General features: G+C 46.5%; 20 protein-coding genes and 1 pseudogene. 14 read left to right on the top strand and 7 right to left on the bottom strand.

Annotated elements, in window-relative coordinates; translation table 11 throughout:
- Positions 1–95 precede the first annotated feature (95 nt).
- A complete protein-coding gene (ruvC, locus tag LAY57_RS23660) occupies positions 96–581 on the bottom strand; it encodes a crossover junction endodeoxyribonuclease RuvC (RefSeq protein ID WP_249069557.1) in 486 nt (161 codons plus the stop codon).
- Between the two features lie 328 nt (positions 582–909).
- Between ruvC and LAY57_RS23655 the strand changes: the two genes are divergently transcribed.
- The 3 genes from LAY57_RS23655 to LAY57_RS23645 all read left to right on the top strand — a co-directional run bounded on the left by LAY57_RS23655 (position 910) and on the right by LAY57_RS23645 (position 6,402).
- A complete protein-coding gene (locus LAY57_RS23655; RefSeq protein WP_249069556.1) occupies positions 910–2,277 on the top strand; it encodes a gluconeogenesis factor YvcK family protein in 1,368 nt (455 codons plus the stop codon).
- Between the two features lie 31 nt (positions 2,278–2,308).
- Positions 2,309–2,773 (top strand): tRNA (adenosine(37)-N6)-threonylcarbamoyltransferase complex ATPase subunit type 1 TsaE, encoded by a 465-nt coding sequence (gene tsaE / locus LAY57_RS23650; RefSeq protein WP_249069555.1) that lies wholly within the window; start codon positions 2,309–2,311, stop codon positions 2,771–2,773.
- 71 nt (positions 2,774–2,844) lie between these two features.
- Entirely contained in the window at positions 2,845–6,402 is a 3,558-nt protein-coding gene (locus LAY57_RS23645; RefSeq protein WP_249069554.1) for an AAA-like domain-containing protein, read from the top strand.
- Between the two features lie 506 nt (positions 6,403–6,908).
- On the opposite strand, the gene LAY57_RS23640 is transcribed toward LAY57_RS23645, so the two are convergent.
- Positions 6,909–7,319: a hypothetical protein gene (locus tag LAY57_RS23640; RefSeq protein ID WP_249069553.1), complete on the bottom strand. Its 411-nt coding sequence runs from the start codon at positions 7,317–7,319 to the stop codon at positions 6,909–6,911.
- A 3-nt stretch (positions 7,320–7,322) separates the two neighbouring features.
- Positions 7,323–8,654 carry a dihydroorotase gene (locus tag LAY57_RS23635; RefSeq protein WP_249069552.1) on the bottom strand — a complete coding sequence of 444 codons (1,332 nt, stop codon included), beginning with the start codon at positions 8,652–8,654 and terminating at the stop codon, positions 7,323–7,325.
- 100 nt (positions 8,655–8,754) lie between these two features.
- On the opposite strand from LAY57_RS23635, the gene lepB reads away from it, so the two are divergent.
- Positions 8,755–9,357 (top strand): signal peptidase I, encoded by a 603-nt coding sequence (gene lepB / locus LAY57_RS23630; RefSeq protein WP_249069551.1) that lies wholly within the window; start codon positions 8,755–8,757, stop codon positions 9,355–9,357.
- A gap of 128 nt (positions 9,358–9,485) precedes the next feature.
- Here the strand turns inward: lepB and LAY57_RS23625 are convergent, their stop codons facing one another.
- The gene (locus tag LAY57_RS23625) at positions 9,486–10,775 is read right to left on the bottom strand and encodes a dihydroorotase (RefSeq protein WP_249069550.1); all 1,290 of its coding nucleotides are present in this window, start codon (positions 10,773–10,775) and stop codon (positions 9,486–9,488) included.
- Between the two features lie 95 nt (positions 10,776–10,870).
- On the bottom strand, positions 10,871–12,247 hold the full coding sequence (locus LAY57_RS23620; RefSeq protein WP_249069559.1) for a histidine phosphatase family protein: 1,377 nt from the start codon (positions 12,245–12,247) through the stop codon (positions 10,871–10,873).
- Positions 12,248–12,557: 310 nt separating this feature from the next.
- Here LAY57_RS23620 and LAY57_RS23615 point away from each other — a divergent pair, with 310 nt between their 5' ends.
- The 4 genes and pseudogenes from LAY57_RS23615 (at position 12,558) to LAY57_RS23600 (ending at position 14,286) form a co-directional block, all read left to right on the top strand.
- Positions 12,558–12,965 carry a hypothetical protein gene (locus LAY57_RS23615; RefSeq protein WP_249069549.1) on the top strand — a complete coding sequence of 136 codons (408 nt, stop codon included), beginning with the start codon at positions 12,558–12,560 and terminating at the stop codon, positions 12,963–12,965.
- A 127-nt stretch (positions 12,966–13,092) separates the two neighbouring features.
- Positions 13,093–13,416, top strand: a pseudogene (locus LAY57_RS23610) (hypothetical protein); the annotation flags it as partial.
- A gap of 58 nt (positions 13,417–13,474) precedes the next feature.
- Positions 13,475–13,831 carry a hypothetical protein gene (locus LAY57_RS23605; protein ID WP_249069547.1) on the top strand — a complete coding sequence of 119 codons (357 nt, stop codon included), beginning with the start codon at positions 13,475–13,477 and terminating at the stop codon, positions 13,829–13,831.
- Positions 13,831–14,286, top strand: coding sequence for a pepsin/retropepsin-like aspartic protease family protein (locus tag LAY57_RS23600; protein WP_249069546.1), 456 nt, complete (start codon positions 13,831–13,833; stop codon positions 14,284–14,286). The genes LAY57_RS23605 and LAY57_RS23600 overlap by 1 nt, the downstream gene beginning before the upstream one ends.
- Positions 14,287–14,390: 104 nt before the next feature.
- Here the strand turns inward: LAY57_RS23600 and LAY57_RS23595 are convergent, their stop codons facing one another.
- A complete protein-coding gene (locus LAY57_RS23595) occupies positions 14,391–14,792 on the bottom strand; it encodes a hypothetical protein (RefSeq protein WP_249069545.1) in 402 nt (133 codons plus the stop codon).
- Positions 14,793–15,167: 375 nt separating this feature from the next.
- Between LAY57_RS23595 and LAY57_RS23590 the strand changes: the two genes are divergently transcribed.
- The 3 genes from LAY57_RS23590 to LAY57_RS23580 all read left to right on the top strand — a co-directional run bounded on the left by LAY57_RS23590 (position 15,168) and on the right by LAY57_RS23580 (position 20,674).
- Complete coding sequence (locus LAY57_RS23590) at positions 15,168–16,769, top strand: CPBP family intramembrane glutamic endopeptidase (RefSeq protein WP_249069544.1); 1,602 nt, start codon at positions 15,168–15,170, stop codon at positions 16,767–16,769.
- Between the two features lie 778 nt (positions 16,770–17,547).
- Positions 17,548–19,983 carry a heavy metal translocating P-type ATPase gene (locus LAY57_RS23585; RefSeq protein ID WP_249069543.1) on the top strand — a complete coding sequence of 812 codons (2,436 nt, stop codon included), beginning with the start codon at positions 17,548–17,550 and terminating at the stop codon, positions 19,981–19,983.
- Between the two features lie 265 nt (positions 19,984–20,248).
- Positions 20,249–20,674 (top strand): FHA domain-containing protein, encoded by a 426-nt coding sequence (locus LAY57_RS23580; RefSeq protein ID WP_249069542.1) that lies wholly within the window; start codon positions 20,249–20,251, stop codon positions 20,672–20,674.
- A 72-nt stretch (positions 20,675–20,746) separates the two neighbouring features.
- Here the strand turns inward: LAY57_RS23580 and LAY57_RS23575 are convergent, their stop codons facing one another.
- Complete coding sequence (locus LAY57_RS23575) at positions 20,747–21,079, bottom strand: hypothetical protein (RefSeq protein ID WP_338022472.1); 333 nt, start codon at positions 21,077–21,079, stop codon at positions 20,747–20,749.
- 190 nt (positions 21,080–21,269) lie between these two features.
- Here LAY57_RS23575 and LAY57_RS23570 point away from each other — a divergent pair, with 190 nt between their 5' ends.
- From LAY57_RS23570 to LAY57_RS23560, 3 genes are all read left to right on the top strand, one after another.
- Entirely contained in the window at positions 21,270–22,223 is a 954-nt protein-coding gene (locus LAY57_RS23570) for a DNA polymerase III subunit delta' (RefSeq protein ID WP_249069541.1), read from the top strand.
- A gap of 788 nt (positions 22,224–23,011) precedes the next feature.
- Entirely contained in the window at positions 23,012–23,740 is a 729-nt protein-coding gene (locus tag LAY57_RS23565) for a DUF305 domain-containing protein (protein ID WP_249069540.1), read from the top strand.
- A gap of 341 nt (positions 23,741–24,081) precedes the next feature.
- Positions 24,082–25,458 (top strand): efflux RND transporter periplasmic adaptor subunit, encoded by a 1,377-nt coding sequence (locus LAY57_RS23560; protein WP_249069539.1) that lies wholly within the window; start codon positions 24,082–24,084, stop codon positions 25,456–25,458.
- The last annotated feature ends 48 nt before the right edge of the window (positions 25,459–25,506 follow it).

Below are 25,506 nucleotides of genomic sequence, written 5' to 3'. Positions count from 1 at the left end.
TTTTATTTCTTTTCTCCTCTCCCACTCTCCCCCTCTCCCACTCCCCCACTCTCCCCCTCTACTCAAATAGCATAGTAAGTACGGAAGAGCCTTATTTAGTCATGGCATTGAAACCACGCAGTCAACGCCACAGCCAAACCATCCGCCGCATCATCAGGTTTGGGAATATAATCTAAATTTAACTCTCGCGCTACCGCCAGCTGCACATCGTGCTTATCGGCATTTCCCATCCCAGTAAGCGCCTGTTTTATTTGCGCCGGTGTAAACTCGACTAACGGCATCTTATGCTGGGCCAATACCAACATCAGCACGCCCCGCGCCTGGGCCACAGCAATAGTATTCCCCATGCGATAAAAAAACAGTTTCTCGATCGCAACTAGATCTGGTTTCCACTGCTGCATTAGCGTATGCAAATCTTCATAAATTATGCAGAGGCGTTCCCCAATTTCCAGATCTGATGAAGTTTTAATAACGCCAAAATCGAGTAGCGTCACAGGACTCTGCTCAATTTCGGGGCAGAGAATTGCCCCAAAGCCAACAACTGCCAGTCCTGGGTCTAATCCCAAAATTCGCTGCCCCATAGGAATCAATTTTAGATTTTATTTCAATTTTGTTATCTGAAATCTACTTTATCCGCTAGCCCCTATTTTCTTTTGAATGAGTGACTTTTGAATGAGTGACTTTTCTAGCCCCTAGCCCCTAATTTTATTTTGCTCAAACACCCAGATTTCGCGGTATGCAGGCTGAATCTTATGGGATACAAGCCTACGGTTGATCTATAGGCAGCTACTCTGGTAACAAATACCTAGTAGAATATGCTGGACAAGTGGAGGTACTCGATCAATAGAGTAAACTCTCTATTATATACTTGTCTGCCCAAACCTTTGAATACTGTGCCCTAAATCAGTTATGTCAATCAGTATATTCAAACAAGCCCTTCTAGTTCTGTCGCATGAGTCACGCAGTCGCACTCCCCAGCGGGTCAACACATGGTTCAAGTGGTTGGCTCCTGGCTTGTCGGTAAAACGGTGGTTGCTTTTAAGTGCTGGTGGCGTCTTGATCACCAGTCTCGGATTGGCGATATGGACAAAGCTGACTCCCATTAATCGCCTGATTCAGTTCCTCATCGACATCTTGGAGAAAATTACGATTATTGTTCCCAGCTATATTAGCGGCCCGATCGTGGTAATCGGCGGCGTGTTGTTGATTTTGTGGGGTCACACCCGCAGTCTGGGTGCGATTACCGAAGTTTTGAACCCAGCAGGGGATGAAGAACTGATTGATATGCTGCTGGCTCATCGCCGCTTAAATCGTGGCCCAAAAATTGTGGCGATCGGGGGAGGTACTGGTCTTTCTACATTGCTGAGAGGTTTGAAGACCTACAGCGCCAACATTACAGCGATTGTGACGGTGGCGGATGATGGGGGATCTTCTGGGCGTCTGCGGCGGGAAAATGGGGTGCTGCCGCCAGGTGATATTCGCAATTGTTTGGCGGCGCTGGCAGATGAGGAAAAGTTATTGACGGAATTGTTTCAATATCGCTTTCACGCTGGGGATGGTTTGACAGGTCACAGTTTTGGCAATCTGTTTCTGACGGCGATGAGCGATATTACTGGGGATTTGGAAAGAGCGATCGCTGCTAGTTCTAAAGTCTTGGCAATCAGAGGACGGGTGCTACCCGCAACGCTTAGCGATGTCCGTCTTTGGGCAGAATTATCTGATGGACGCCGGATTGAGGGAGAGTCTAATATTACCAAAGCTAACGGAAATATTGTCAAAATTGGCTGTATTCCAGAAAATTCACCAGCTTTGCCGAAAGCTTTGCAGGCGATCGAGGAAGCAGATTACATTATCGTTGGCCCCGGTAGCCTTTACACTAGCGTGATTCCCAATCTGTTGGTACCGGAGATTCGGGAGGCTATAGCCAAACGAGAAGTTCCCCGTATCTACGTTTGCAACATCATGACTCAGCCTGGAGAAACTCAGGGCTATACTGTTTCAGACCATATCCGTGCGATCGATAATGCTTGCGGTGGTAAGCAGTTGTTTAACGCTGTGTTGATGCAGCGGAAAACACCATCGGCTAATGCGCTGACTCGCTATGCTTTGGAAAATTCCCACCCGGTTTTTCTCGATCGCGAGGCAGTCGTACTGTTGGGACGTAGAATTGTTTTGGCAAATGTGATGGATGAGGATAAAAATACTGCTCTGTTGCGCCATAATTCCCAGCGACTAGCACGAGTCTTACTGCGTTGGTACAGTCGCGCTCAATCTTAATGGATTTTCTTTTTTTGATTTTGGATTGGAAATGACGGTAGAGTCGAGGACAATTTCTCTTGCAGATGCTGAGGCGACGCGATCGCTCGGTCGTGCTTTGGGCCAGTCTCTGACCGCTGGTAGCGTAATTTTACTCGCAGGGGATTTAGGCGCAGGCAAAACTACTCTAGTTCAAGGTATTGGTGAAGGACTGGCGATCGCAGATCCGATTGTTAGCCCCACTTTTACTTTGATTAACGAGTATACCGAAGGGCGATTACCCCTATATCACTTGGATTTGTACCGTTTGTCCCCTGAAGAAGTGGATTCTTTGCATCTAGAAACTTACTGGGAAGGCGTCGAAGTGCCTTTGGGAATTGTCGCGATCGAATGGCCCGATCGATTGCAGTATCAGCCACCCAGCCACATACATATCTATCTTGCCTATCAAGAAGATAATAGCCGTCAGGCTAAAATAGCCTCAATGGTAGAATTTAACTTAGAATTTCTAGGCTAACAGTTATAGAACCCATTAGTCAAGTCAGAAAAGTAGGAAGTTAGAAAATCGTATTTGCGATTCTTCAGTTTATGGCCCCAGATAGATATCAGCTTGGCGGCAGTTTAACCATTAATGCACCTAGTTACGTACAGCGGCAAGCCGACTCCCAACTGTATCAAGCCCTCAAGCAAGGAGAGTTCTGCTATGTCCTCAACTCCCGACAAATGGGTAAATCCTCACTGCTGGTACGAACCAAACATCGCCTTGAGCAAGATGGCTTTCGCTGCGCTGCTGTGGATTTGAGTGTGGTGGGCAGCGAAGAAATTACTCCACTGCAATGGTACAAGGGATTCGTAGCTGACTTGTGGCTACAGTTGGGGCTACTGGAAACCTTAAACCTGAAAACTTGGTGGCAAGAACGCAACGATCTCGGTTTACTGCAACGGCTGCGGTGGTTTATTGAGGAATTGCTATTGGTACAGTTTCCCCAACAACAGTTGTTTATTTTTGTCGATGAAATTGACAGTTTGCTGGGGCTGAACTTTTCGATTGATGACTTTTTTGCCTTAATTCGCTTCTGCTACAACCAACGAGCAATCAACCCTGAATATGAACGCATTACCTTTGCCATTTTTGGGGTAGCAACTCCCTCGGATCTAATTCGAGACAGAACGAAGACACCGTTTAATATTGGGAAAGCGATCGAACTAAAAGGGTTTGAGTGGGATGAAGTAACTCCCTTAATTCAAGGGTTGGAAAAGACGGTGGATGCGCCAGCATCGGTTGTGAGAGCAATTTTAGACTGGACGGAGGGACAACCATTTCTGACTCAGAAGTTGTGTCGTTTAGTCGTGCAATTGAGCCAGCGGACAAGGGAAGGCGATGGATTCAATGGCATTCCACCCGGTACGGAATCGTTCTGGATTGAGAACTTAGTCAAAACTCGCATCATTGAACGTTGGCAATCACAGGATGAACCAGAACACCTGAAAACCATTCGCGATCGCATTGAACGTAACGGTCAGCGGGCTGGTAGAATACTAGGCATTTATCAACAAGTTTTGCAAGGAATTGAAATAAAAAGTGATGATAGTCGAGAACAGATTGAATTGTTACTCAGTGGCTTAGTTATTAGACACGAGGGAATACTAAAGGTAAAAAATCGCATCTATCAACAAGTATTTAATCTTCAATGGGTTGAAAAAAGATTAGCAGACTTGCGTCCTTACTCTCAGGCGTTTGATGCTTGGGTAGCTTCAGGGCAAAAAGATGAATCGCGATTGTTGCGCGGACAAGCCTTAAAAGACGCTTCATACTGGGCGCAGGGCAAAAGTTTAAGCGATTTGGACTATCATTTCTTAGCAGCTAGCCAAGAAGTAGACAGACAAGAATTGCAATTATTTTTAGAAGCGGAACGTCTTAAAGAAGTAGAAGCTAGGCTGGCACTCAAGAAAAAAAGCGCCAAACGCCAAACTTATTTAATTGCTGGACTTTCCTTCGCTTTAGTAAACGCGATCGCAGCGGGAATTTTCGCTTTCTCCCAGTATCAGAAAGCGCTTACTAGCCAACGCAATGAAGAAATTGAAAAAATTCAAGGCAGGGCTAGATATTCGGAAGCTCTCTTTGCCTTAGATAAAAGGTTAGATGCTTTAATTGAAGCGCTCAAGGCCAGAAGAGAACTCAAACACTTGGCACGAAGCGACCCGCAGACAGAAACAATGGTGGAGTTAGCTTTGCGACGATCAATTTATGGAGCTGTTGAATCTAACCGCTTTTCGGGTTATGCCTCCGTCAATAACGCCTTAGATGTCAGTTCTGATGGCGAAATTATTGCTGTGGCAACAATGGGAGATGGTGTCCAAATTTGGCAGCGCGATGGCAGGTTGCTGGGTACTCTCAAAGGACATCAAGGCCCAGTTATAGGAGTGTCCATCGGCCCCAACGGTCAGCTAATTGCTTCATCAAGCGGAGACACAACCGTCAAACTCTGGCAACGTGACGGCACTCTCGTAAAAACGTTGACAGGGTTTAAAGCTGCAGCTGGCAAAGTCAAGTTTAGTTCCGACGGAAAACTGATTGTTGCCTCCAGTGGGGACGGTACGATCAAACTCTGGCGCGGCGATGGCAGATTGCTAAAGACCTTGAAGCATGGCGTGATCCTGACACCAGTAGTTTTTAGCCCCGATGGAGAGCTGATAGCCTCGGCTGCTGACAACGGCACTTTAAAACTCTGGCAGCCCGATGGCACGTTATTGAAAACACTTTCAGATATGCCATCTCCTGTTTTCTCAATTGCCTTTAGTCCTGACAGCAAAACCCTGGCAACCGGCAATGGAGACGGTCAACTGCAACTGTGGGGGCGTGACGGCAGTTTGTTAAGGACTTTCACCGCACACGATGCGGCAATTAACGCCCTAACATTCAGCCCCAATGGGCAGATTGTTGTCTCTGGCTCTGACGACAAGATGCTAAAGTTTTGGAGCAAGGACGGTACTTTTTTGAATGCTATTAAAGGCCATGACAGTGGCATTCAAGATCTTGCATTTAGTCCCAGCGACGACACCCTATTCTCTGCATCTTGGGATGGCACTGTAAAACTATGGAAATTACGCAATCGGTTGCTGACAATTCTGCGGGGACATACGGCTGGAATTTGGGGAATCGCTTTTAGTCCCGACGGACAGTTCGTGGCTTCATCGAGTCCGAAGGAGACTCTCCTCTGGCGCAAGGACGGAATGATCAATAAGCGCTTAAAAGGGCCAAGCCCACGGTTTGGCTCAGTTGCTATCAGTCCAGATAGCCAAACGATCGCTACTGTTGGTGCAGACCAATCAGTCAAGCTTTGGAGGAAAGACGGTACATTGCTTCATAGTCTCAAAGGTCATCAGGGTAGTGTTAAGCGAGTCGCTTTTAGCCCTGACGGTAATATGGTTGCATCTTCGAGTAGCGATCGCACAGTCAAACTTTGGCGCATCGACGGCATCGAAATCGCTACTTTGAGAGGACACACAGCAGGGACTTGGGGGGTTGCTTTTAGTCCCGATGGTTCGACACTTGCATCCAGCAGTGGCGACAAGACAGTCAAGCTTTGGCCTTTAGCTGCGGTTTTGAACAACAAGCGCGAACTAAATTCTCAATCAGAGGTCAAAAGTGAAGATAGCTTATTCAAGACTCTTCAAGGTCATACTAATACAGTCATTGGTGTAGCTTTCAGCCCTAATGGTGAATTGATTGCTTCGGTGGGTGAAGACAGAACGGCTAAACTTTGGAGTCGTGACGGCAAGTTACTGCATACTCTTAAGGGACATGATTCTGGGATTTGGAGTGTAGCGTTTAGCCGTGATAGCCAGACGATCGCTACAGGCAGTAATGATGGCATAATTAAACTCTGGAAGAGTAATGGCACATTGCTAACAAATCTGATTGGACATAGCGCTGGGGTGAAGGGATTAGCTTTTGCTCCTGATGGCAAAACTTTGGCTTCGGCTTCTGAGGACAAAACGGTTATTTTGTGGAATTTAGAGCAGTCTGTAGAGCTAGATAAGGTAGTTGCAGTGGGTTGCGATTGGGTGCGAGATTATCTGCTCACTAATGCGGAGGTGAAGGAGGAGGATAGACATTTGTGCGATCGCTCTGCTCGCGATTAAGCTGTGGAAATAATAATTCTATAGAAGGGATTTTGTTTCTACAAAGCAACCAATGGGATTAAGCGGCATCTAGCCGTTGACACGCTTGGGTTTCCCTTCTTCACTCACTGCACAAAAGCCAATGTTTCAGATGATGCGGGATTGATTGAGATGCTGACGCTCAACATCGATTATTTCAAATTATAGCAACCGCCTTGGCGGTTAAGCCATAAATCTGGGGTAGGGGCGAGGGGCGAACGCGAGTGCGTGCCGAGTTCATTAGCATTCGGGTAGTAAATCTTCTGTTTTAACCAATAAATTATATGCCCGAATGCTTCGCCCCTACTGCCCTAATCGCCTTGGCGGTTGCTATATAGTAGGAGTGTTACGAAAGTTCGTTTTTCTTACATTTGGGATTTACGTTGTACCTAACCGTCAAATATTAGTGCTTTCGTTTTCCATAAACAAACTCAGTGCCGACAATAGTTAAAATAATTGTAGGTTGGGTTGAGGTAACGAAACTCAACCTACGCCTGAACCCTTTGCGATCGCACATACTCAATCATCACCAAGCGCAAATAATCCAGCATCCTAATATAAGCTTTAATTTGCTCGTATTCTCCATCGGGTGCAAAGTATAATTGAGAGACGGCAGAGAAATCCAAAAATTGCATATTTTGCAATTTTTCCATTGCCTCTTGTTCATTTTCAATCCAACCTCGTGCTTGAATTTGACTGGCATAACCTCGGATATCCACGGTTACCAGTTCGATTTGTTCTAAAAATGTAAATTCTTCATCAGAAGCTGGAAACTCAGAAGCAATTTTTTTTCGCTCTGCTTTGGTATTTTTATAATCAACAGTTAACTGTTTTAACAAATGCTCAATGTAGTTTCTGGCGATTTCAGCGGTTTGAGTATTAAGAGCGACTTCAGTCATAAACTAACCATCAAATGTCAATGCTTTACCTCGCACATCGGTGTACAACTTACCTTTTTCATAAACAACTTGACCGCCGACAATAGTAAATTGAGGCCATCCAGTCAAACTCCATCCCTCAAAAGGACTCCAACCGCATTTTGTTAGCACTTCCTCGCGCAAAACAGGCCGATAATTGTTTAAATCTACCAATACTAAATCGGCGTCGTAACCAGGTGCGATCGCACCTTTTTTAGGAATATTATACGCCTTCGCCACAGCGGTAGACATCCAATTAGAAACCTGTGTCACAGTACAGCGTCCCTGCATCGCCTGAGTCAGCATTAACGGTAAAGATGTTTCCACTCCCGGCATTCCAGATGGAGTATTCGGATAAACTTGAGCTTTTTCTGATAAAGTGTGCGGCGCGTGGTCTGTGGCGATAAAATCGATAACGCCATCCAGTAGCGCTTGCCAGAGAACTTCGTTATCGTGGTGCGATCGCAACGGCGGATTCATCTGCGCCAGTGTGCCTATTTTTGCATAAGCATCCGTATTTAACAGCAAATGCTGGGGCGTCACCTCAGCAGTTACCCAGCTAGGTTTATCCTGACGTAGCAAATCTGCTTCTTCCCCGGTTGATAGATGTAAAATATGTAAGCGTCGCCGATATTTCTTGGACAAATGTAGCGCCAACTGGGTAGCATTTAAGGCAGCTTGATTGTCCTGAATTTGGGAGTGAACGGCGGGATCGGTAATTCCAGCAAATTCTTGCCGTCGTCGGTTAATTCGGTCTTGATCTTCTGCATGAACCGCGATTAGTCGAGATCCCTTAGCAAATATAGCTTCCAGCGCCGCTTCTCCATCTACTAACAACGCGCCGTGCATCGACCCCATAAAAATTTTAATTCCTGGAGTGGGGTTAGCCGAGAGCAAGTCTGGCAAGTTTTCTGCCGTTGCGCCAATAAAAAAGCCATAATTAACTAGGCACTTCTGGGCTGCCCGTTGCAACTTATCATCGAGATTAGTCTGCGTTGTCGTGAGAGGACGAGTATTGGGCATCTCCAAGAACGAAGTTACCCCGCCTTTGGCACAAGCGCAACTGGCCGTAAACAAGTCTTCTTTGTGTTCCAGTCCCGGTTCCCGAAAGTGTACCTGGGGGTCAATTACTCCCGGTAACAATGTCAAACCCTGGGCGTCGATTTCCCGATCTCCCGTATTTGTGGCAGAATCTGATATTATGGGTGCGACTTCTACAATTTCGCCCCCACAGGTTTTTACATCTCCAACCAGAAATTCACCACTGGGTAAGAGAATAGTTGCACGGCGGATAAACAAGTATTGACTAGAAGACATGGTTATTAAAGGAGGGAATATTTTTAGTGTAATTATTAGATTCAGATCGCCTATCTTGACTAATTTGCTAATGTATATTATATCCAGTGATTGAAAGCTTATGACTCGCGTGCAAGATCAAAATTCAGATAAAAATCCTCAATCTACACCCGAAAGTCCCTGGTTGGAAGGGCTGAAAACCATCGGTCTAAGCGTAGTTTTGGCCTTGGGAATTCGCACTTTCGTAGCGGAAGCTCGTTATATTCCGTCTGGGTCGATGCTGCCAACGCTAGAGATTAACGATCGCTTGATCATTGATAAGTTGAGTTACCACTTCCAATCTCCGCACCGGGGCGACATTGTGGTATTTTCCCCAACAGACACGCTCAAAGAGCAAAATTTCAAAGACGCTTTCATCAAGCGGGTGATCGGTTTACCAGGCGACAAGGTTCAGGTCAAAGGAGGAAGGGTTTATATCAATGATAAACCTATACAGGAAAAGTATATTGAAGATAAGCCAGATTACCAATACGGCCCAAAAACGGTACCGGCTAACCAGTACTTAGTTCTAGGTGATAACCGTAACAATAGCTACGATAGCCACTACTGGGGTTTTGTACCGCGCGATCGCATCATCGGTCGGGCAATAGTTCGCTTCTGGCCCCTAAATCGCATGGGAGAACTCGATCCAGATCCACTCTATCCTTCTTCTTCTTCAAAATAAAGGAGCAGAGGAGCTAAAAAAGTCAAAAGTCAAAAGTCAAAAGTCAAAACAAAACAGGGGCTAGGGGCTAGGGAAAGAGAGAGAAGAATCCTTCTTTTGACTTTTGACTTTTGACTTCCCACTTCCCGCTATTGGACTACGCGACCAGTCACCTGCTGTCCCAGCCAAGGTGTGTTGCTGGAACGAGATTTAAGAGTTTGCTTCTCGACTGTCCAGGTCAACTGAGGGTCAAAAAGGATGAGTTCGGCTGGCTGACCGGGAGCGATCGCAGCTGGGGTTTGTTTCAGACATAAAGCTGGCTGAGTACTCAAAACTCGCCACAGTTCCAAGGCAGACCATTCCCCAGTTGCCACCAAAGTCTGCCAAAGCAGGGGCAAAGCCAGTTCCAAGCCGATCGCACCTGGAGGCGCTTCCGCAAAGGCAACGGTTTTTTCTTCATAGCTGTAGGGCCGATGGTCAATGGCGATCGCATCCAGTATGCCCTGCTGTACCGCCCGCCTCAACGCCGTGCGATCGGCTGGGCTACCCAAAGGCGGGTCTAAATGCAGACTGGGATTATAACTGCTAACCGCTTCCGTGTCAAGCAATAAGTGCATCCAAGTAGTGCTAGCCGTAACGGGTAAGCCGCGCACCTTCGCTTCCCAAATCAGCTGCACGCTGCGCCCAGTGGAAACGCGCATGATATGGACAGGCGTGCCAATGGCTTCCACCACTTCCAACAAAGCTGCGAGGGCGGACGTTTCAGAGATCGCAGGGATTCCCGGCAACCCCAACCGGATCGAATCGAAACCTTCGCGCATCACCCCATTTCCCGCCAGTTCGAGGTATTGAGGCCAAATAGCGATCGGTTTTTGCAAAGGTTTGAGATATTCCAACAAACGCCTCAGCAGAGCCAGATTTTGCAACGGCTGACCATCGGAAAAGCCCACAACTTCCGAATTAGCCAGCTCTGCCAATTCCGTCATTTGCTGCCCTTGGACGCCCAGAGTCATAGCACCCCAGAAATAGAGCGGGAGAGCGGGAGAGCGGGAGAGCGGGGGAGAAATTGATAACTTGTCGGTTATATCTGCTGCTAACTTCTGCAACCGAGCCAAACCCGCTGGGTTATCCAATGGCGGTTTCGTATCGGGTAAGATGGCGACGCGGGTAAAGCCGCCAGCTTGAGCCGCTTGCATCAAAGATTCCAGAGTTTCCCGTTCTTCAAAACCCGGTTCACCTGAGTGGCTGTATAAATCCACCAGTCCTGGGCCTAAAATGATGCCCCGGCAATCCCGCACCAATGTATCGGATGACAAATCAGAAATTGTTTCTTCGACAGCTGCGATCGCACCGTCTGCAATCAGAACATCGGCAATCCGATCATTTCCAGAAACCGGATCTATTACTCGTACTTGTTGCAGCAATTCGCTATTGGTCATCGGTCAAGCATAGCGGGAGGGATAAGGGAGAGGGGTAAGAAGAACTCACAAATGACAAATGACAATTGACTAATGACTAATGACTAATGACTAATTTACAACGCTCCAGCTGCTGTCCGATCGAGAACACCCCCACCCAAGTGAGTAGTGATATTCATACTTTGCAGCACAGGATAACCATCCGAACCTTGAGGATAGTCAATCACGCTAACTGCACCATTGCCTTGTTTGAAATTCCAGAAATGTTCTGGCCCCAAACCGAACACATGGCAGAGAATGGCTTTATTGATAGCGTCGTGAGCTACTACCAAAACAGTTTTGGGCTGTTTGCTGTATTTTGCTACGATCGATTCCCAAGCTGCGATCGCTCTTTCCCAAACCTGCGCCAAATTTTCCCCTTCCGGCATTTGCACCGTTTCTGGCGCTTCCTGCCATTCTTTTAGCAGACCGGGATACGCTTGCTCAATCTCTCCTTCAAATTTTCCTTCCCAAAGTCCATGACTGATTTCACTCAAATCTGTGAGCAATTCTAGTTCCACATTGGGATGATATTTCAGAATAATCTCAGCAGTTTCCTTCGGACGCAGCATCGGACTGCTAACGGCAGAGTCGATCGGCACATCCTTGAGAAACTCACCAGCTGCTGCTGATTGTTTTCTACCATTATCGTTGAGTGGAACATCTATTTGTCCCTGAAACTTTTTCTGGCGATTCCACTCAGTTTCCCCGTGACGCACCAGTAATAGACGCGGGCCTTGATGACCGGGACGAGGTTTCGGCAAAGGATCTCCCAAATGGTCAATCAAATTCATTGACTCCATCTGAACCGATCCACCCCCCCTTGCGTCCCCCCCGTCTACAGGGGGGAAAGAGGAAGATTCAGGGAAATTCAGCACATTGATACCGCAATTAGACTGCTGTATCGAGTGGTAGCGGGACGGTGGAATCCCAAGTGCAGTACTAATCAAAGCGCGATTAATACCGTTATGCGCCACCACGAGAATAGTTTTACCAGCATGGCGAGGCAAAACTTCCTGCCAAAACTGCTTAGCTTGCTCGTAAAGAGATAAGACTGGGAAATGTTCCCTTGTTCCCTCTGCTGCTGGTATCGGCATTCGCAGTTCGTGGGGACGTTCTTTCCAGAGGCGATATTGTTCGGCAAATTGCGCTTTTACCTCATCTTTTTGCAGACGCTCCCACAATGGCAGATCGATTTCCATCAGTTTATCTGCTACCTGCAATTTCGGGGGATTCGACAAACAGGACTGAACGATCTCTGCTGTCTCTTTGGCCCGTTGCAGGGGACTGCTGTAAATAGCATCGAATGCGATGCCAGTGAGGGCAGGGGCAACCTGACGTGCTGTGGCGCGACCTGCCTCAGTTAAGACAGACTCGTCAAGACGACCTTGGATGCGCTGCTGTTGATTAAAAGTGCTTTGCCCGTGACGGACAAGGATTACGCGAGTTGACAGGGGTTTATCCTCCACAAAGGTAGGGGACTGGGATGGTTAATCAGGATCAGAAAGATTTTAACCTTTCTGGGATGCGCTGGGGCTACCCTTGCCCCTGCCCCCAACCCCCTCCCCGTCTACGGGGAGGGGGCTTTTAGATTTAATCAAATTACTTATAATCCAGCAACTATCAGATAAAATTACATCCCAGTTCAAATCAGATAATAAAAATGTTAAAAAGTTTATCCTAGAAAGATTACCTGAATTAGGCTCTTAAAGATCCTATACACCGCTCCAAGTACAGATACTTTTTATTTTGGTCAACTTTGAAATGAAAGAGGGTGTGTGGTATAATATACTCGGTTGCTACAGAATTAACATCATGTACAACACACCAGAAGAATTTATAGTTGCCGCAGACAAAGAATTAGATCGCTATGACTGGAACGCCGCATGGAAGATAGCAACAGAAGGTCTTAAACATTATCCAGAACACGCAGAACTTCAGAAATATGCTTATATTTTAGCTCCTCCCAAGATAACATCTGTAGACCGAGGGGGTCATCCAGAAGTACAGGCAGATCACGAATGGATGAAAAAAAATCGCTTGGAGTATCGAGGACGCTGGGTGGCAATTAAAAACGGTCAGCTTTTAGCATCTGGCAAAAGTCACGATGAGGTAATCGCGCAGGTTGGGCCTGTTAAGAATACTGGTATATTGGTGACGGCGATCTACTAATGGTACTACTCTTTTCCAACGGTGATTATTTTGCAACGGGTGCTATCCCTTATGCTTATCGTCCCGCGACTGAAGGTGAGACGACAAATCGAATCATAATCCGGGCGGAGATTCAGGCGTTCCAACTAGAGCTGTAGTTGATACTGGGGCACCTTATGTTATCTTAGCGCCGAAAGTTGCTTCAGATGCAGGAGTCGATCGCGCTTCGGCACTGGAAACGAGAACAATGTTGATTCGAGGAATGCGACTGGAAGGGTTTGTTGTTCGTTTGAATATAAAATTAGTCGCAAGAGAAGGGCAAGATTTGGATGTTGACTCTACTGTTTTTGTGCCGGAAGTAGAGGAGTATTGGGGTGATTTTCCTTCTTTTATTGGGTTGACTGGATTTTTGGAAAGGATTCGGTTTGCGATCGATCCTAGTACCGACACTTTTTATTTTGGGCAACTGTGAGAGAACGATCGCTATCTGTTACAATTAGAAAAGCTTGTACTGCTACCAAATCTATATCATGTACAACACACCAGAAGAATTTATCAGGGCTGCTGACAAAGAATTAGATCGCTATGACTGGAACGCCGCGTGGAAGATAGCAACAGAAGGTCTTAAGCATTATCCAGAACACAAAGAACTCCAAAAATATGCTTATATTTTAGCTCCTGCTAAAGTGACAGTCGTGCAGCGAGATCCCAATAGAGACGTGCAGGGAAATCGTAATTGGACTAAGCAGAATCGGGCTGAATATCGAGGGAGATGGGTGGCATTAAAAAACGGTCAGCTATTGGCATCGGGAAATAGCCGCGATGAAGTAATCGCGCAGGTGGGCGCTGTCAAGAATACGGGTATACTTGTGACTTCGGTTTACTGATGACATTACTTTTTTTTGCCAACGAGGAAACTTTTGCTTGCGGGGCGACAGGATACGAATACCGTCCAGTAACCCAAACAGAAAACACAAATAGAATTATCCTTGAAGTAGAGATTCAAGGTATCCCAACTATAGCTGTGGTAGATACTGGCGCACCTTATGTAATCTGTGCGCCAAAAGTTGCTTTAGAAGCAGGAGTCGCTCGAGCTTCAGCATTGGAAACGAGAACTATGTTAATTCGAGGGATGCGACTGGACGGGTTTATTGTGCGTTTGAATATAAGATTAGTAGCAAGAGAAGGGGAAAATTTGGATGTAGACTCAACTGTTTTTGTGCCAGAAGTAGAAGAGTATTGGGGAGATTTTCCTAGTTTTATCGGATTGACTGGATTTTTAGAGAGAATGAGGTTTGCGATCGATCCAAGTACTGACACTTTCTACTTCGGTCAACTTTGAGAATCCCAGAAAACCCGGTTTCTTTTGCTGGTGGGAGAGAAGGTGCGATCGCGCTTTGGAGTTTGGGGGGGGAAAGGGGCGATCGCACCCTGACTGTCTAATTATTATCGCAATTGTTGTCTTAGTTCTCGCAATCTCTCAAAAGTTTCTCGTCTGCGTTGGTCATTTGCTGGTTCAATTACACTATATTGAAAACTGTCATCCCAAGCAGCCCCGAAAACAAAACCGACACGAGCAATTACTAAATTTGAATAAAATCCCGCTGGTGATACTGTTGTCGATCTCCAGGTGTCTTCGTGTAAAGTATATACTCTTGACCCTACAATCGTACCATAAAAAACACCTCCAAAGTCTCCCTGAAATAAATACACTGGTATTCCTCTTGTGTCTTGTACTCCCGATCTATACTGCTGAACAATCCCAGCAAGATTTCTGAGGGCATTATTAGAAAGTCTTGCTTCTACTTGTCTGCAATTTGTTGGGTTGTTGGGTCGCAGACGTAGCACTGACCGTTACTGTCGCAGCGTCCAATCAATGTTGGTCTACTCAAAACTTTCTCTGTAGAAATAGTTCCTACTGTTATTGATGTAAATAACAGTAACCCGGCTTTTAATAAATGTCCGCTCTTCATATTTAAACTCCTTTCGACTCAAAACACTGGTTTATAAACGATCTTCTCAGTATCTAGTATAAAAAAAAGCCCCAGTATTTCCACTCCGGGCAAGCAAATCTCGCAAATAGATAAAAAACTTAACACTCGCTCAAAAGCCCGCGTTTTTAAAGGGGGTTGAGGGTACCACTAGGTAAGTCCCCTAACCGCCAAGATCGATCGCTCCCCCCAGAAATGCGCTTCAATAGGTAGGGGTAGTGGGGAGATTGAAATGACACTGAAGCGGTTGATTTTAGGTTTGCTGACAATTGCGGTACTCTTCGTCTTTAGCCTTTCTTTAATAGGAAGTTGGAGTCAGCCGCAAATCCAAAGTCGTCTGGAACTGTACCAAACGAATTTTCTGCTGCACGCAGCCGAGTGGCAGGGCGAGATTGGCGACGTTTCCAGTGGAAAATCGGCCCGTGAAGCCCTAATCGGCACTGAACCTATCAAAAATGCCGAAAAGCAGTATCAAGTGCTGCGTAAAGAAGCCCAAACCAATCTGGAAAAAACCAGAGCTAAACTAAAAGAATTCCCGGAGCCAGATACTACGCCTTCACCAGCTGGAGAACCACCGCTGAAAGTCACTGCAAATCCTGACAGATCTGACTACCCCAGCGATCGACCTTTGCAGGCGTCTATCAACCAGCTGGAACAGTTAATTAATGAGCTTGACGTAAGACTGGGGATTTTACAGGCTCGACAAGGACAAACTGAGGCGGCGCTTACGACTTGGAAGGCGCAGATCGATCGCGCTACAACTGCAACTGGTAAAGAAGCCGTAGCAAAAACCGCTGCCATTTTGATTGGTTTGTGGAGCAATCCACCCCGCATCCTACCAGATGCCCAGGAATTAATTCAAAAAAATTTAGACGGATGGTTCCGCTACCAAGCATTAAGCCAACTTTATACATTCCAGCAACGCCAAGAGGCGCTAGCTAAACTGCAAGCAGCAGAACAGCAGATTGCTCAACAATCTGTTGTTAAATTAGCAATTGTGGGTGCCTTACCGACGTTAGGGTTGTTGATAGGCGTCGGACTGGTGATTTTTTTAGTGGTGCAGCGGTTGCTGAAGGGAAAGCAATCTCTGTTATCTCAGAATAGCGATGTTTCTTGGTCAACTCCGTGGGATGCCGAGACGGTTTGGCAGGTGTTCGTCGTCGGTTTTTTTGGAATCCAGCTGCTAGTCTCGATTTTGTTACTTCCTGTGGCGTTTCGGTTGCTAAATCTCCAACCCTCTACTTTTGATTTAAGGGCTAGGGTTTTATCTGTTTTAGTTAGTTACGTGCTAGTGGCGCTGGGTGGAGTGTTAGTGGTGTATTTGTCTGTGAAATCATTTTTACCTTTACCAGAGGGATGGTTTCGCTTCGATCTGTTCGGTAACTGGTTATTGTGGGGGCTCGGCGGTTATTTTGTCGCGTTACCGCTGGTGATTGCGGTGTCGCTGATTAACCAGCTTCTTTGGAAGGGACAGGGAGGGAGTAACCCGTTGTTGTCGCTGGCGCTAGAGGGGAAAGATGGAGTAGCGATCGCAATTTTCTTTGTCACCGCAGCTATTGCTGCGCCTTTGTTTGAGGAATTCTTGTTCCGAGGATTTCTCTTGCCATCCTTAACTCGTTATATGCCAGTTTGGGGTGCAATTCTGGCGAGTAGCTTGCTATTTGCCGTTGCACACCTCAGTCTTTCCGAAGTGCTGCCGCTGACAACTTTGGGAATAATATTGGCAGTAGTGTATACGCGATCGCGCAATCTTCTCGCTCCTATGTTGCTCCACAGCCTTTGGAATAGCGGCACTCTGTTAAGTTTGTTTATCTTGGGTAGCGGCTCTAATTAGGCTCTGATTGACTTTATTATGTCGATCGTTGACTCGCTACCGGATAAGGAAGGAAGGCGTCTAGTCTAATGCCAAATTTAGACTAAATAGGTGGACGTAAATAAACTGAATATCCAGAAACCCGGTTTCTCAAAGAAACCGGGTTTCTAAGGTGACTAATTATTTTATCCAAAATTGATTTAATCTTTCACAGCAATTGCTCAAGGAGATTGGAGTCAAGCAATAGACCAAAACTTATTCGGGCCTGTTCTGTTTGCTAGCTTTTTGGTGGCAAGTCTTCACTTGGCAATTGAGTTGGTGACAAAACGACATTTAAAAGCGTTTTACATTCAATTGATTGATAATCAAAAGTTACAAATACTGAGTTTTATTTGTGATTTTAATCTATCATGCTTCACGCTTGTATAAATTATCAATGAGTGGGGAATTGTCGGTGGCATTTTTGAGTTCACCGTTAGGAAATTTACTATTTTAAATATTTATAGTTTTATGGTTATGTCAACTGCCAAGTACAAAAAGCTGATGTTTTTAATGCTGCTAGCTGTGTTAGGCAGCGGTGCTTTCAGTGTTTTCTCCAACATAGAGATGAACGTATTCCTGAAGGGGTAAGGGTTGCTGCTAGTTCTGCAAACTGGTTTTGCGCTGATCTACCTCAGCTGTATTCACGATCGCGATCGCCAATCTTAAGTCGAGGACAGTTTTTTAAGAAAAGTTAACGTTTTTACGGCGATTTCGCCTGACTTGACCTACGCTCTAAGGAGGTGCTTAGAGCTTAGGAATGGAAGTGTTGCAGTCAGTTGATGGATCTTCTAAGCCGCTGTCTCCGCAGACAGCGATATCTGGGCGGTTCGGCGCTAACGCTGACCCAGCCGACCCGGTAGAGACAATTACTCTGGACGTGGGAGGGATGAAATGTGCCGGATGCGTGAAGGCTGTAGAGAATCAGCTGACACATTATCCCGGCGTTGTTTCAGCCTGTGTCAATCTAGTCACGGAGGTTGCAGTCTGCGAGGTAAAAGCCGGTGCGGTTGACCCGGCTGGTTTAGCCGAGAAATTGACAGAAGCTGGCTTTCCCACTCAACCTCGGTATTCTGAAACAAGAGATTCGATTTCGCCAACAGAACGGCATCGCCAGGAAATTAAGTCTTCTATTTGGCAGATTGCGATCGCAGGTTTACTGATTTTTCTATCTGGGATTGGCCATTTCGCTCAACACTCCTGGTTTGCCGATCATCCCTCCATCCTCACCTCATTTTGGTTCCACTGGGGTCTGGCAACGGCCACCCTATTGGGGCCGGGGCGATCGATCGTGGTAGATGGCTGGCGGGGATTGCGGCGGCTTGCACCCAATATGAATGCGCTGGTGGGATTGGGTGCGGTCACCGCTTATACTGCCAGTACGGTAGCGCTGCTATTCCCCCAGTTGGGTTGGGAGTGCTTTTTTGACGAACCCGTAATGCTGTTGGGCTTTATCCTCTTGGGTCGAACGCTAGAACAACACGCCAGAGGAAAGGCAGCAGCAGCTTTTGAGGCATTGCTTTCTCTTCAACCACGGATGGCCCGCTTAATTGCCGATGGGGATGTGGCAGCAGCTGGACAGTTAGGGGTGGAAATTCCCGCCGATCGCGTGCGCGTGGGAGAATGCTTGCAGGTTTTGCCTGGAGAAAAAATACCCGTAGATGGGAAAATTATCGCAGGTAGAACAACGGTGGATGAGTCGATGCTGACTGGTGAAGCAGTCCCGGTGCTGAAGCAGTGCGGCGATGCGGTACAAGCAGGAACGCTGAATCAGTCGGGTGCGATCGCAATTCGAGCCACTCGTACTGGCAAGGATACCACCTTAGCCCAGATTGTAGCCCTCGTAGAAGCAGCCCAAACCCGCAAAGCACCAGTGCAGCAGCTGGCAGATACGGTAGCAGGATATTTTACCTATGGCGTTATGGCAGCTGCGGCTTTAACGTTTATCTTTTGGTATTTTATCGGCACTCACGTTTGGCCTGATGTCACCATCCAGAGTGGAATGACAGAGATGGCCCACTCAGCACTTAGCACCCAGCACTCAGGACTCCTATTGAGTTTGAAGTTGGCGATCGCAGTTTTAGTAGTTGCCTGTCCTTGTGCCTTGGGACTCGCCACACCAACCGCCATCCTAGTTGGCACCAGCATCGGGGCCGAGTCGGGACTCTTAATCAAAGGCGGGGATGTTTTAGAACGGGTATGCAGTCTAGATACGGTGGTGTTTGACAAAACTGGCACTCTTACCACCGGCCATCCTACAGTCACCGATTGTGTCTCGGTTTCGGGACTCTTGACTGGGGAAGAAGACAATTCCCGATCCTTACTTCAACTGGCGGCGGCAGTTGAAAGCGGCACTTGCCATCCCTTAGCAACCGCTATTGTGGAGTCAGCTCAACGGCAGGGGTTATCTATCCCAGTTGGCCAAGATTTTTACACACAACCGGGTTTTGGAGTTCGTGCTGCGGTAGAAGGACAGCAGGTTCTTGTTGGCACTCAGGACTGGCTTTTAGAGGCGGGAATTGCGATCGACTCCCCCCTACTAGAGCGAGCTAGAACACTGGCAGAAGCCGGTAAAACCTTGGTTTACGTGGCATCTGAAGGAGTGAGCTTAGGGCTGATCGCTGTTACCGACAATCTCAGACCGGACGCTAAGGCAGCTGCCGACGAGCTGCGGCGTCTGGGATTGCGAGTGATGATGCTGACTGGTGACAAGCCCGAAAGTGCCGTAGAAGTGGCGCGGATGTTGGGACTCGACCCAGCTGACGTTTTGGCGGGAGTCCGTCCCGATGGCAAAGCAGCTGCGATCGCGACTTTGCAAACTCAGGGTCACCGAGTGGCTATGATCGGTGATGGAATAAATGATGCACCGGCACTAGCACAAGCGGATGTGGGCATTGCCCTGCACGCTGGGACTGACATCGCCATTGAAAGCGCTCAGATTATCCTGATGCGCGACGCTGTAACCGACATCGTGGAATCGATTCAGCTCTCGCGTGCCACTTTTAATAAAATCCGCCAGAATTTATTTTGGGCACTTGCCTACAACACTTTGGGAATTCCCATTGCTGCCGGTGTCTTGCTGCCTAGCTTAGGCGTTGTTCTCAGTCCATCTGCCGCCGGTGCAATGATGGCCTTTAGTTCCGTCAGCGTTGTAACCAACTCACTCCTCCTGCGTCGTTTGCCTTGGCGTCGGTAAAATCTCATTAAGGGAAGATTGTGGATTTCAGATTTTAGATTCAATTGAATATCAAAATCTAAAATCTGAAATTCCGGTTATACCATTTTGCCTTAGACTTGCATGGTTTGACTTGACTGAAACTCTTTCATAGCAAGAGTTCCTTCAATCTAAAATCTAAAATGGTATTATTTCCAAGTTGACACTGCCGCTTTGAGTTCATGAGAACTATTTGACGCCAGGGTTGCAGATGCCTTTAATAATTCATTGCAGGATAAATTATTCAATGCCTTTACCACAGGAACACAACCATCTATTAATTGTTGAGGACGATAAGGGACGCAAGGAGTTCGTACTCACTAAGTCCGCTTATTCTATAGGTCGCGATCAGGAGTGTACTATCCGTCTATCCTCCCAGTTTGTCTCGCGCCGTCATGCGACGTTGCTACAGCAACCCAAAAAAGATGGAAGCTACTACTACCGCATTGTCGATGGCGATGGCAAAGGTAGAACCAGTGCTAACGGACTGATAATTAACGGTCGAAAAAGTCCAGCTCATGACCTGAAAAATGAAGACGAAGTTGTCTTTGGTCCTCAGGTAAGAGCTATATACTACCAGCTCCGGCGAGATACCATGCCGTCAGGGCCTTTAGATGAGTTTGATATCACGCTGATTAACCCCGGTAGTATGTTTGATGAGCTAGAAGAGTGAATCTTTGCGGATTAAGCTAAACTAACCCAAGCTTGGTTTGACTAAATCCTGGATAGCTCTCCTGCTACATTTTCAACCAGTTGCCAATGGTGAATTGCTTTCGATCGCCTGATTTACCATGTCAAACATCTGGCGGCAGTGGTTGTCAATTTGCAGGGGCAATTCCTCATTTTTCATCACCAAAGTCATGCTAGTTTTTGTTGGGGTTGCGGTTGTTCGATCGATCAGCAGTTCGACGGTCACTAATTTGGGAAAGGAGACTTGCCCAGGGACTTCTCGCGCCATTATATAGTCAACGGTCTCATAAAGTATGTCCAAGGGACAAGTCTTTAGAACTTCCACCACCAACAGCCGAAGACGATCGAGGGGAAGGGCAACAGTGTACGAAGTAGTATAGCGAGCCATAGAAAACCTCCGGCCTGGGACTCCAAGACTCTCTTATGATATCCGAACATTAGTTGAGAGTTTTGAATGATTTCCAGCTTATAGTTACAGGTTTTCTAGATAAGTGTCGCATTTGCCGGGGCAAATGATTTATAGCCGGAATTTGCTCAAATGATACCAGACTGAGGCAATAATCTGATTAAATTTTTTGATGAATCCTTTTGAAAGGCTGATTGGGCAAGATCGGGCCCAAGAGATCCTCAAGCAGGCGATCGCACAAAACCGCATTGCTCCAGCTTATCTCTTTGCTGGCCCCGATGGCGTAGGACGAAGTTTGGCGGCTAAATGCTTTACAGAAGAGGTATTTTATGGTAATAACGACAAACAACTAACCTCACACAAACGCCAACAGCTGAGCAATCACCCGGATTTATTGTGGGTGCAGCCGACTTATCTCCACAACGGAGTCAGGCTGTCTGCGGCTGAAGCTGCTGAAAAAGGGGTGAAGCGCAAGGCCCCGCCGCAAATTCGCTTAGAACAGGTGCGGGAAATTGCCCAGTTTTTGAGCCGTCCGCCCCTGGAGGCGTCGCGATCGCTCGTAATCGTCGAACAAGCGGAAACGATGGCAGAGGCGGCGGCAAACGCCTTGCTGAAGACGCTGGAGGAACCGGGACAGGCGACGATAATTTTGATTGCTCCGGCGATCGAGTCTTTATTACCTACACTGGTGTCCCGCTGTCAGCGGATACCGTTTTATGGCCTGGATTTGGCCCGAATGGAGAAAGTGCTGCGGCAGAATGGTCATGAAGAGATTTTGCAGCATCCAGAGGTGTTGGGGTTAGCGGCGGGAAGTCCTGGGGAAGCGATCGCATCTTGGCAACAATTGCAAGCGATTCCCCCAGAATTATTAGCATCTGTGAAGCAAATTCCCAAAACACTTCGTCAAGCATTAGAACTTGCTCGCCAGATTGATAAAGCGTTGGATACGGAAGCGCAGTTATGGTTAATAGATTATTTGCAGCAGTCTTATTGGCAGCAATTTTTGGAAGGAAAGATTTATGAGTCGCCGTTAGAAAAGTTGGAAAAAGCGCGAAAGTGTTTGTTGAGTTATGCTCAACCCCGATTAGTTTGGGAAGTAACATTGATGGGGATGTGTCAAGGTTAGAACCCCCGCGTCTTTCGGAATTATTATACTAATGTTTACAGTAAACTTTTTTGTAGGGGCACGGCATCATAAATATCTTGGTCTTACAAAGTTTTAATTACGCCGTGACCCTACAGCATATTTGACCCAAAAGAACCAAACGTCCGCAGACTAAAGCCTGGGGCTACACAAACAAAGCCTGCCTACGCAGGCTTTTGACGTTGTGATTAATGGGATTAAGCAGCAGCTTGGTAGAATAGTCTTTAATATCATGTCCAGTGGCATCGGTTGTCTAAAAAAAATAACTCTCTTATCTGTGTTCATCTGTGTTCATCTGTCTTCATCTGTGGTTAAAATTTAACTCTCGATGACCACAGACAATTTCTCGCATCACGCTTACGCTACCGATGCAACCGGACATGATATAACTCATGAGGTACGCTCCTATCTCACTTAGGAGATAGTGATGATTTCCTACCAGTGCGGTACGAGGATTTGAGCTAATTTTCATCTCTCTAGTGTACCTAGTTCCGGTTAATAAAACCTCATAATTTAATCCAGATTTAATTTGTTTATTAAAAACCGAATGTATTGGGAAACTTTCTCGATGATATAGACAAGTCATCAGCCGGGGCGAGAATTTCATCCTAATTTCATTTCTGCGTGAAACACTGAGTAGTAGTACCGCCTGACGCTGTGAAATCTTGCTGTCTTTCATCAATAGCCAGCTACTGGGCGCGGGTGATTAAAGTTGTGCCGATCGTTGGCTGAAGAGTCAAGGATAGTAAAAAAGTTACCAGGTGTGTTAGATGAACTTCAAACCTATGCGACCAATTTTAGTGAGAACTAGCTTGTTAGCAACCGTTATAGCGATCGCTTCCATAAGTGGCGGAATCCTTACAGCCTGTTCTACTGCCTCCCAAAACCAAGTTCAAGCTCCAAACACTCCCCCTGCAAGCACTGCTAGTAGCAAGCAGGACAAGGGGCAAAGCGCTGGTACGGAGCATAGCAGTGACATGAACCACAACATAGCAATGGATTTAGGCTCTGCTGATGCTCAATACGATCTGCGGTTCATCGATGGAATGACTCCACACCATCAAGGGGCAGTAAAGATGGCAAAGGAAGCGCAGCAAAAGTCTCAACGCCCTGAAATTAAAAAGCTAGCAGACGACATTATCAAAGCTCAAAATAAAGAGATTAATCAGTTGAAACAGTGGCGCAAGGCATGGTATCCCCAAGCAAGTAGCACCCCAATGATGTACGACGCTCAGATGGGTAAGATGATGCCAATGTCTCAAGAGCAGATGAAGAACATGATGATGGACATGAACTTAGAAGCGGCTGATGCTGAGTTCGATCTGCGCTTTATCAATGCAATGATACCGCACCATGAAGGCGCAATAACGATGGCTCAAGATGCTCTGAGTAAGTCTAAACGTCCCCAAATCAAGCAACTAGCTCAAGATATTATCACTTCACAAAAGGTAGAAATTGACCAAATGAAACAGTGGCGGCAAACTTGGTATAAAAAGTAAATTTTTCAAGAATCGCATCAGGGCGATTCTGGAATACAACCAAGCAAGAGCTAGTTTAGCACGAGCCATTAGCGACAATCTAGGGCGGACTCAGTAACTAACAGCAATAACATGAGAATTTGCTGGTTAATTTGCTGACTGACTTTTTCAGGTACGCAATGCTAGGAGCCTTAATTGAGATTTCATCCTGATTTCATTTCTCCATGAAAAACTAGAGAATGAGAGTTTTATAGGCTCTGTAAGAAACTTGTTCCAGGGGAACGGGCTAGCTACCTGCCTTACTTTGTACAAATGCCCTCCTCAAAAATCCTGCTCCCTCGGTATACTAAAGGACATTCCCGATGATACCCAACTCTTACCGTTTTCAACGATCGACAGCGCGACTTTGCGTTTCTGGGACAATCCTGAGCCTAATACTACTAACGGCTCCTACTGCCGTTTTAGCCCACGGCGGACACGGGGATGAATTTCAAGGAGGAAGCGAAGCCACAGAGTCTTCTGGTTCAATTCAAGTGGATGCAGAAACTGCCAAAAGACTCTTAATTCAAGTGGAGCCAGCTAAGTCGCAGCAGCTAGCTATTGGCATTAAAACCACCGGGCAAATTGAAACCTTACCCAGCCAAAAAGTAGAAGTAACTGCACCAATTCCAGGGAAAGTTGTTGAGTTGTTAGTAGAACCCGGTACATCGGTAAAAGCAGGTCAACCCGTCGCCGTCGTATCTGCACCTGAGTTGGTTGAACTGCGCGCTCAGTCATCTCTTGAAGTAGCTAAATCTCGGATTGGGCTGAGTAACACCACCTATCAAACTCGGCTGCAACAACTGGGCACAAAAGCTAATGATAAGGGGCTAGTGACGGTAACTGCTCCTATTTCTGGTAAAGTTGCCGATCGTGAAGTTACCCTCGGTCAATCGTTCCAGGACGCGGGTGGTAAGCTGATGACGATCGTCAATGACAGCCGCGTTTTTGCCACCGCGAATATTTATGAAAAAGATCTAAATAAAGTTCAAATTGGTCAACGGGTAAGGGTGAAAATTGCTTCTTTAGGCGATCGTAACTTTGAAGGAAAAATTACGCGCATTGGCTCATTGGTGAACGGGGAAACGCGAGTAGTACCCGTGCAAGCAGAATTGAATAATCCAGATGGGGAACTCAAGCCGGGATTGTTCGCCGAATTAGAAGTAATCACAGATCGGACAGCTAATGCTATTTTGGCAATTCCCAGTTCGGCTGTGGTAGATGCAAATGGTAAAAAAGTGGTCTACGTCCAAAATGGGAATGCGTTTCAGGCGGTTGATGTAACGTTAGGTCAAACTTCTGGAGATTTAGTAGAAGTTAAAAGCGGTTTATTTGAAGGAGATTCGATCGTCACTCAACGCGCACCCCAACTTTACGCGCAATCTTTACGGGGAGGTAGTAAGCCAAAAGAGGGTGAAGCAAAAGAAGCTCACTCAGAAACAACAGATGTTAAAACTAACAATTTGCCCCTACCGATGTGGTTGATGGGAGTAGTAGGAGGAACAGCACTTGTTACTGTTGCTTCTGTGGCTTTTTGGGCTGGTCGTCGGACTCGTTTCCGTACTGTAGCAGCGGGTCATCCAGAATATGAAAATATGGACTATGAAATTGAACCTTTTCTCAACAACCATAAACAGCCAACCTTTTCTCAATCAGTCGCACTAATTGAGGAGCGCGAAAACCCTCACAAGCCGAACTAATTTCAGATTTAAAATGGCAGATTTTAAATTTGAAAAAGATTGTAATTT

The organism is Argonema antarcticum A004/B2, from assembly GCF_023333585.1.
GTDB classification, from domain to species: domain Bacteria; phylum Cyanobacteriota; class Cyanobacteriia; order Cyanobacteriales; family Aerosakkonemataceae; genus Argonema; species Argonema antarcticum.
Note: the sequence above shows the minus strand (reverse complement) of the source record. Positions and strands in the feature narration are given on the sequence as shown.

Bases quoted from the DNA above. Each gene is read 5' to 3' on its own strand.
- ruvC (WP_249069557.1), bottom strand. From the start codon at position 581: ATGGGGCAGCGAATTTTGGGATTAGACCCAGGACTGGCAGTTGTTGGC.
- LAY57_RS23560 (WP_249069539.1), top strand. From the start codon at position 24,082: ATGATACCCAACTCTTACCGTTTTCAACGATCGACAGCGCGACTTTGC.
- LAY57_RS23645 (WP_249069554.1), top strand. From the start codon at position 2,845: ATGGCCCCAGATAGATATCAGCTTGGCGGCAGTTTAACCATTAATGCA.
- LAY57_RS23565 (WP_249069540.1), top strand. From the start codon at position 23,012: ATGAACTTCAAACCTATGCGACCAATTTTAGTGAGAACTAGCTTGTTA.
- LAY57_RS23655 (WP_249069556.1), top strand. From the start codon at position 910: ATGTCAATCAGTATATTCAAACAAGCCCTTCTAGTTCTGTCGCATGAG.
- LAY57_RS23600 (WP_249069546.1), top strand. From the start codon at position 13,831: ATGACATTACTTTTTTTTGCCAACGAGGAAACTTTTGCTTGCGGGGCG.
- LAY57_RS23635 (WP_249069552.1), bottom strand. From the start codon at position 8,654: ATGTCTTCTAGTCAATACTTGTTTATCCGCCGTGCAACTATTCTCTTA.
- tsaE (WP_249069555.1), top strand. From the start codon at position 2,309: ATGACGGTAGAGTCGAGGACAATTTCTCTTGCAGATGCTGAGGCGACG.
- LAY57_RS23615 (WP_249069549.1), top strand. From the start codon at position 12,558: ATGAAAGAGGGTGTGTGGTATAATATACTCGGTTGCTACAGAATTAAC.
- LAY57_RS23640 (WP_249069553.1), bottom strand. From the start codon at position 7,319: ATGACTGAAGTCGCTCTTAATACTCAAACCGCTGAAATCGCCAGAAAC.
- LAY57_RS23585 (WP_249069543.1), top strand. From the start codon at position 17,548: ATGGAAGTGTTGCAGTCAGTTGATGGATCTTCTAAGCCGCTGTCTCCG.
- LAY57_RS23575 (WP_338022472.1), bottom strand. From the start codon at position 21,079: ATGGCTCGCTATACTACTTCGTACACTGTTGCCCTTCCCCTCGATCGT.
- LAY57_RS23570 (WP_249069541.1), top strand. From the start codon at position 21,270: ATGAATCCTTTTGAAAGGCTGATTGGGCAAGATCGGGCCCAAGAGATC.
- LAY57_RS23590 (WP_249069544.1), top strand. From the start codon at position 15,168: ATGACACTGAAGCGGTTGATTTTAGGTTTGCTGACAATTGCGGTACTC.
- LAY57_RS23625 (WP_249069550.1), bottom strand. From the start codon at position 10,775: ATGACCAATAGCGAATTGCTGCAACAAGTACGAGTAATAGATCCGGTT.
- lepB (WP_249069551.1), top strand. From the start codon at position 8,755: ATGACTCGCGTGCAAGATCAAAATTCAGATAAAAATCCTCAATCTACA.
- LAY57_RS23580 (WP_249069542.1), top strand. From the start codon at position 20,249: ATGCCTTTACCACAGGAACACAACCATCTATTAATTGTTGAGGACGAT.
- LAY57_RS23605 (WP_249069547.1), top strand. From the start codon at position 13,475: ATGTACAACACACCAGAAGAATTTATCAGGGCTGCTGACAAAGAATTA.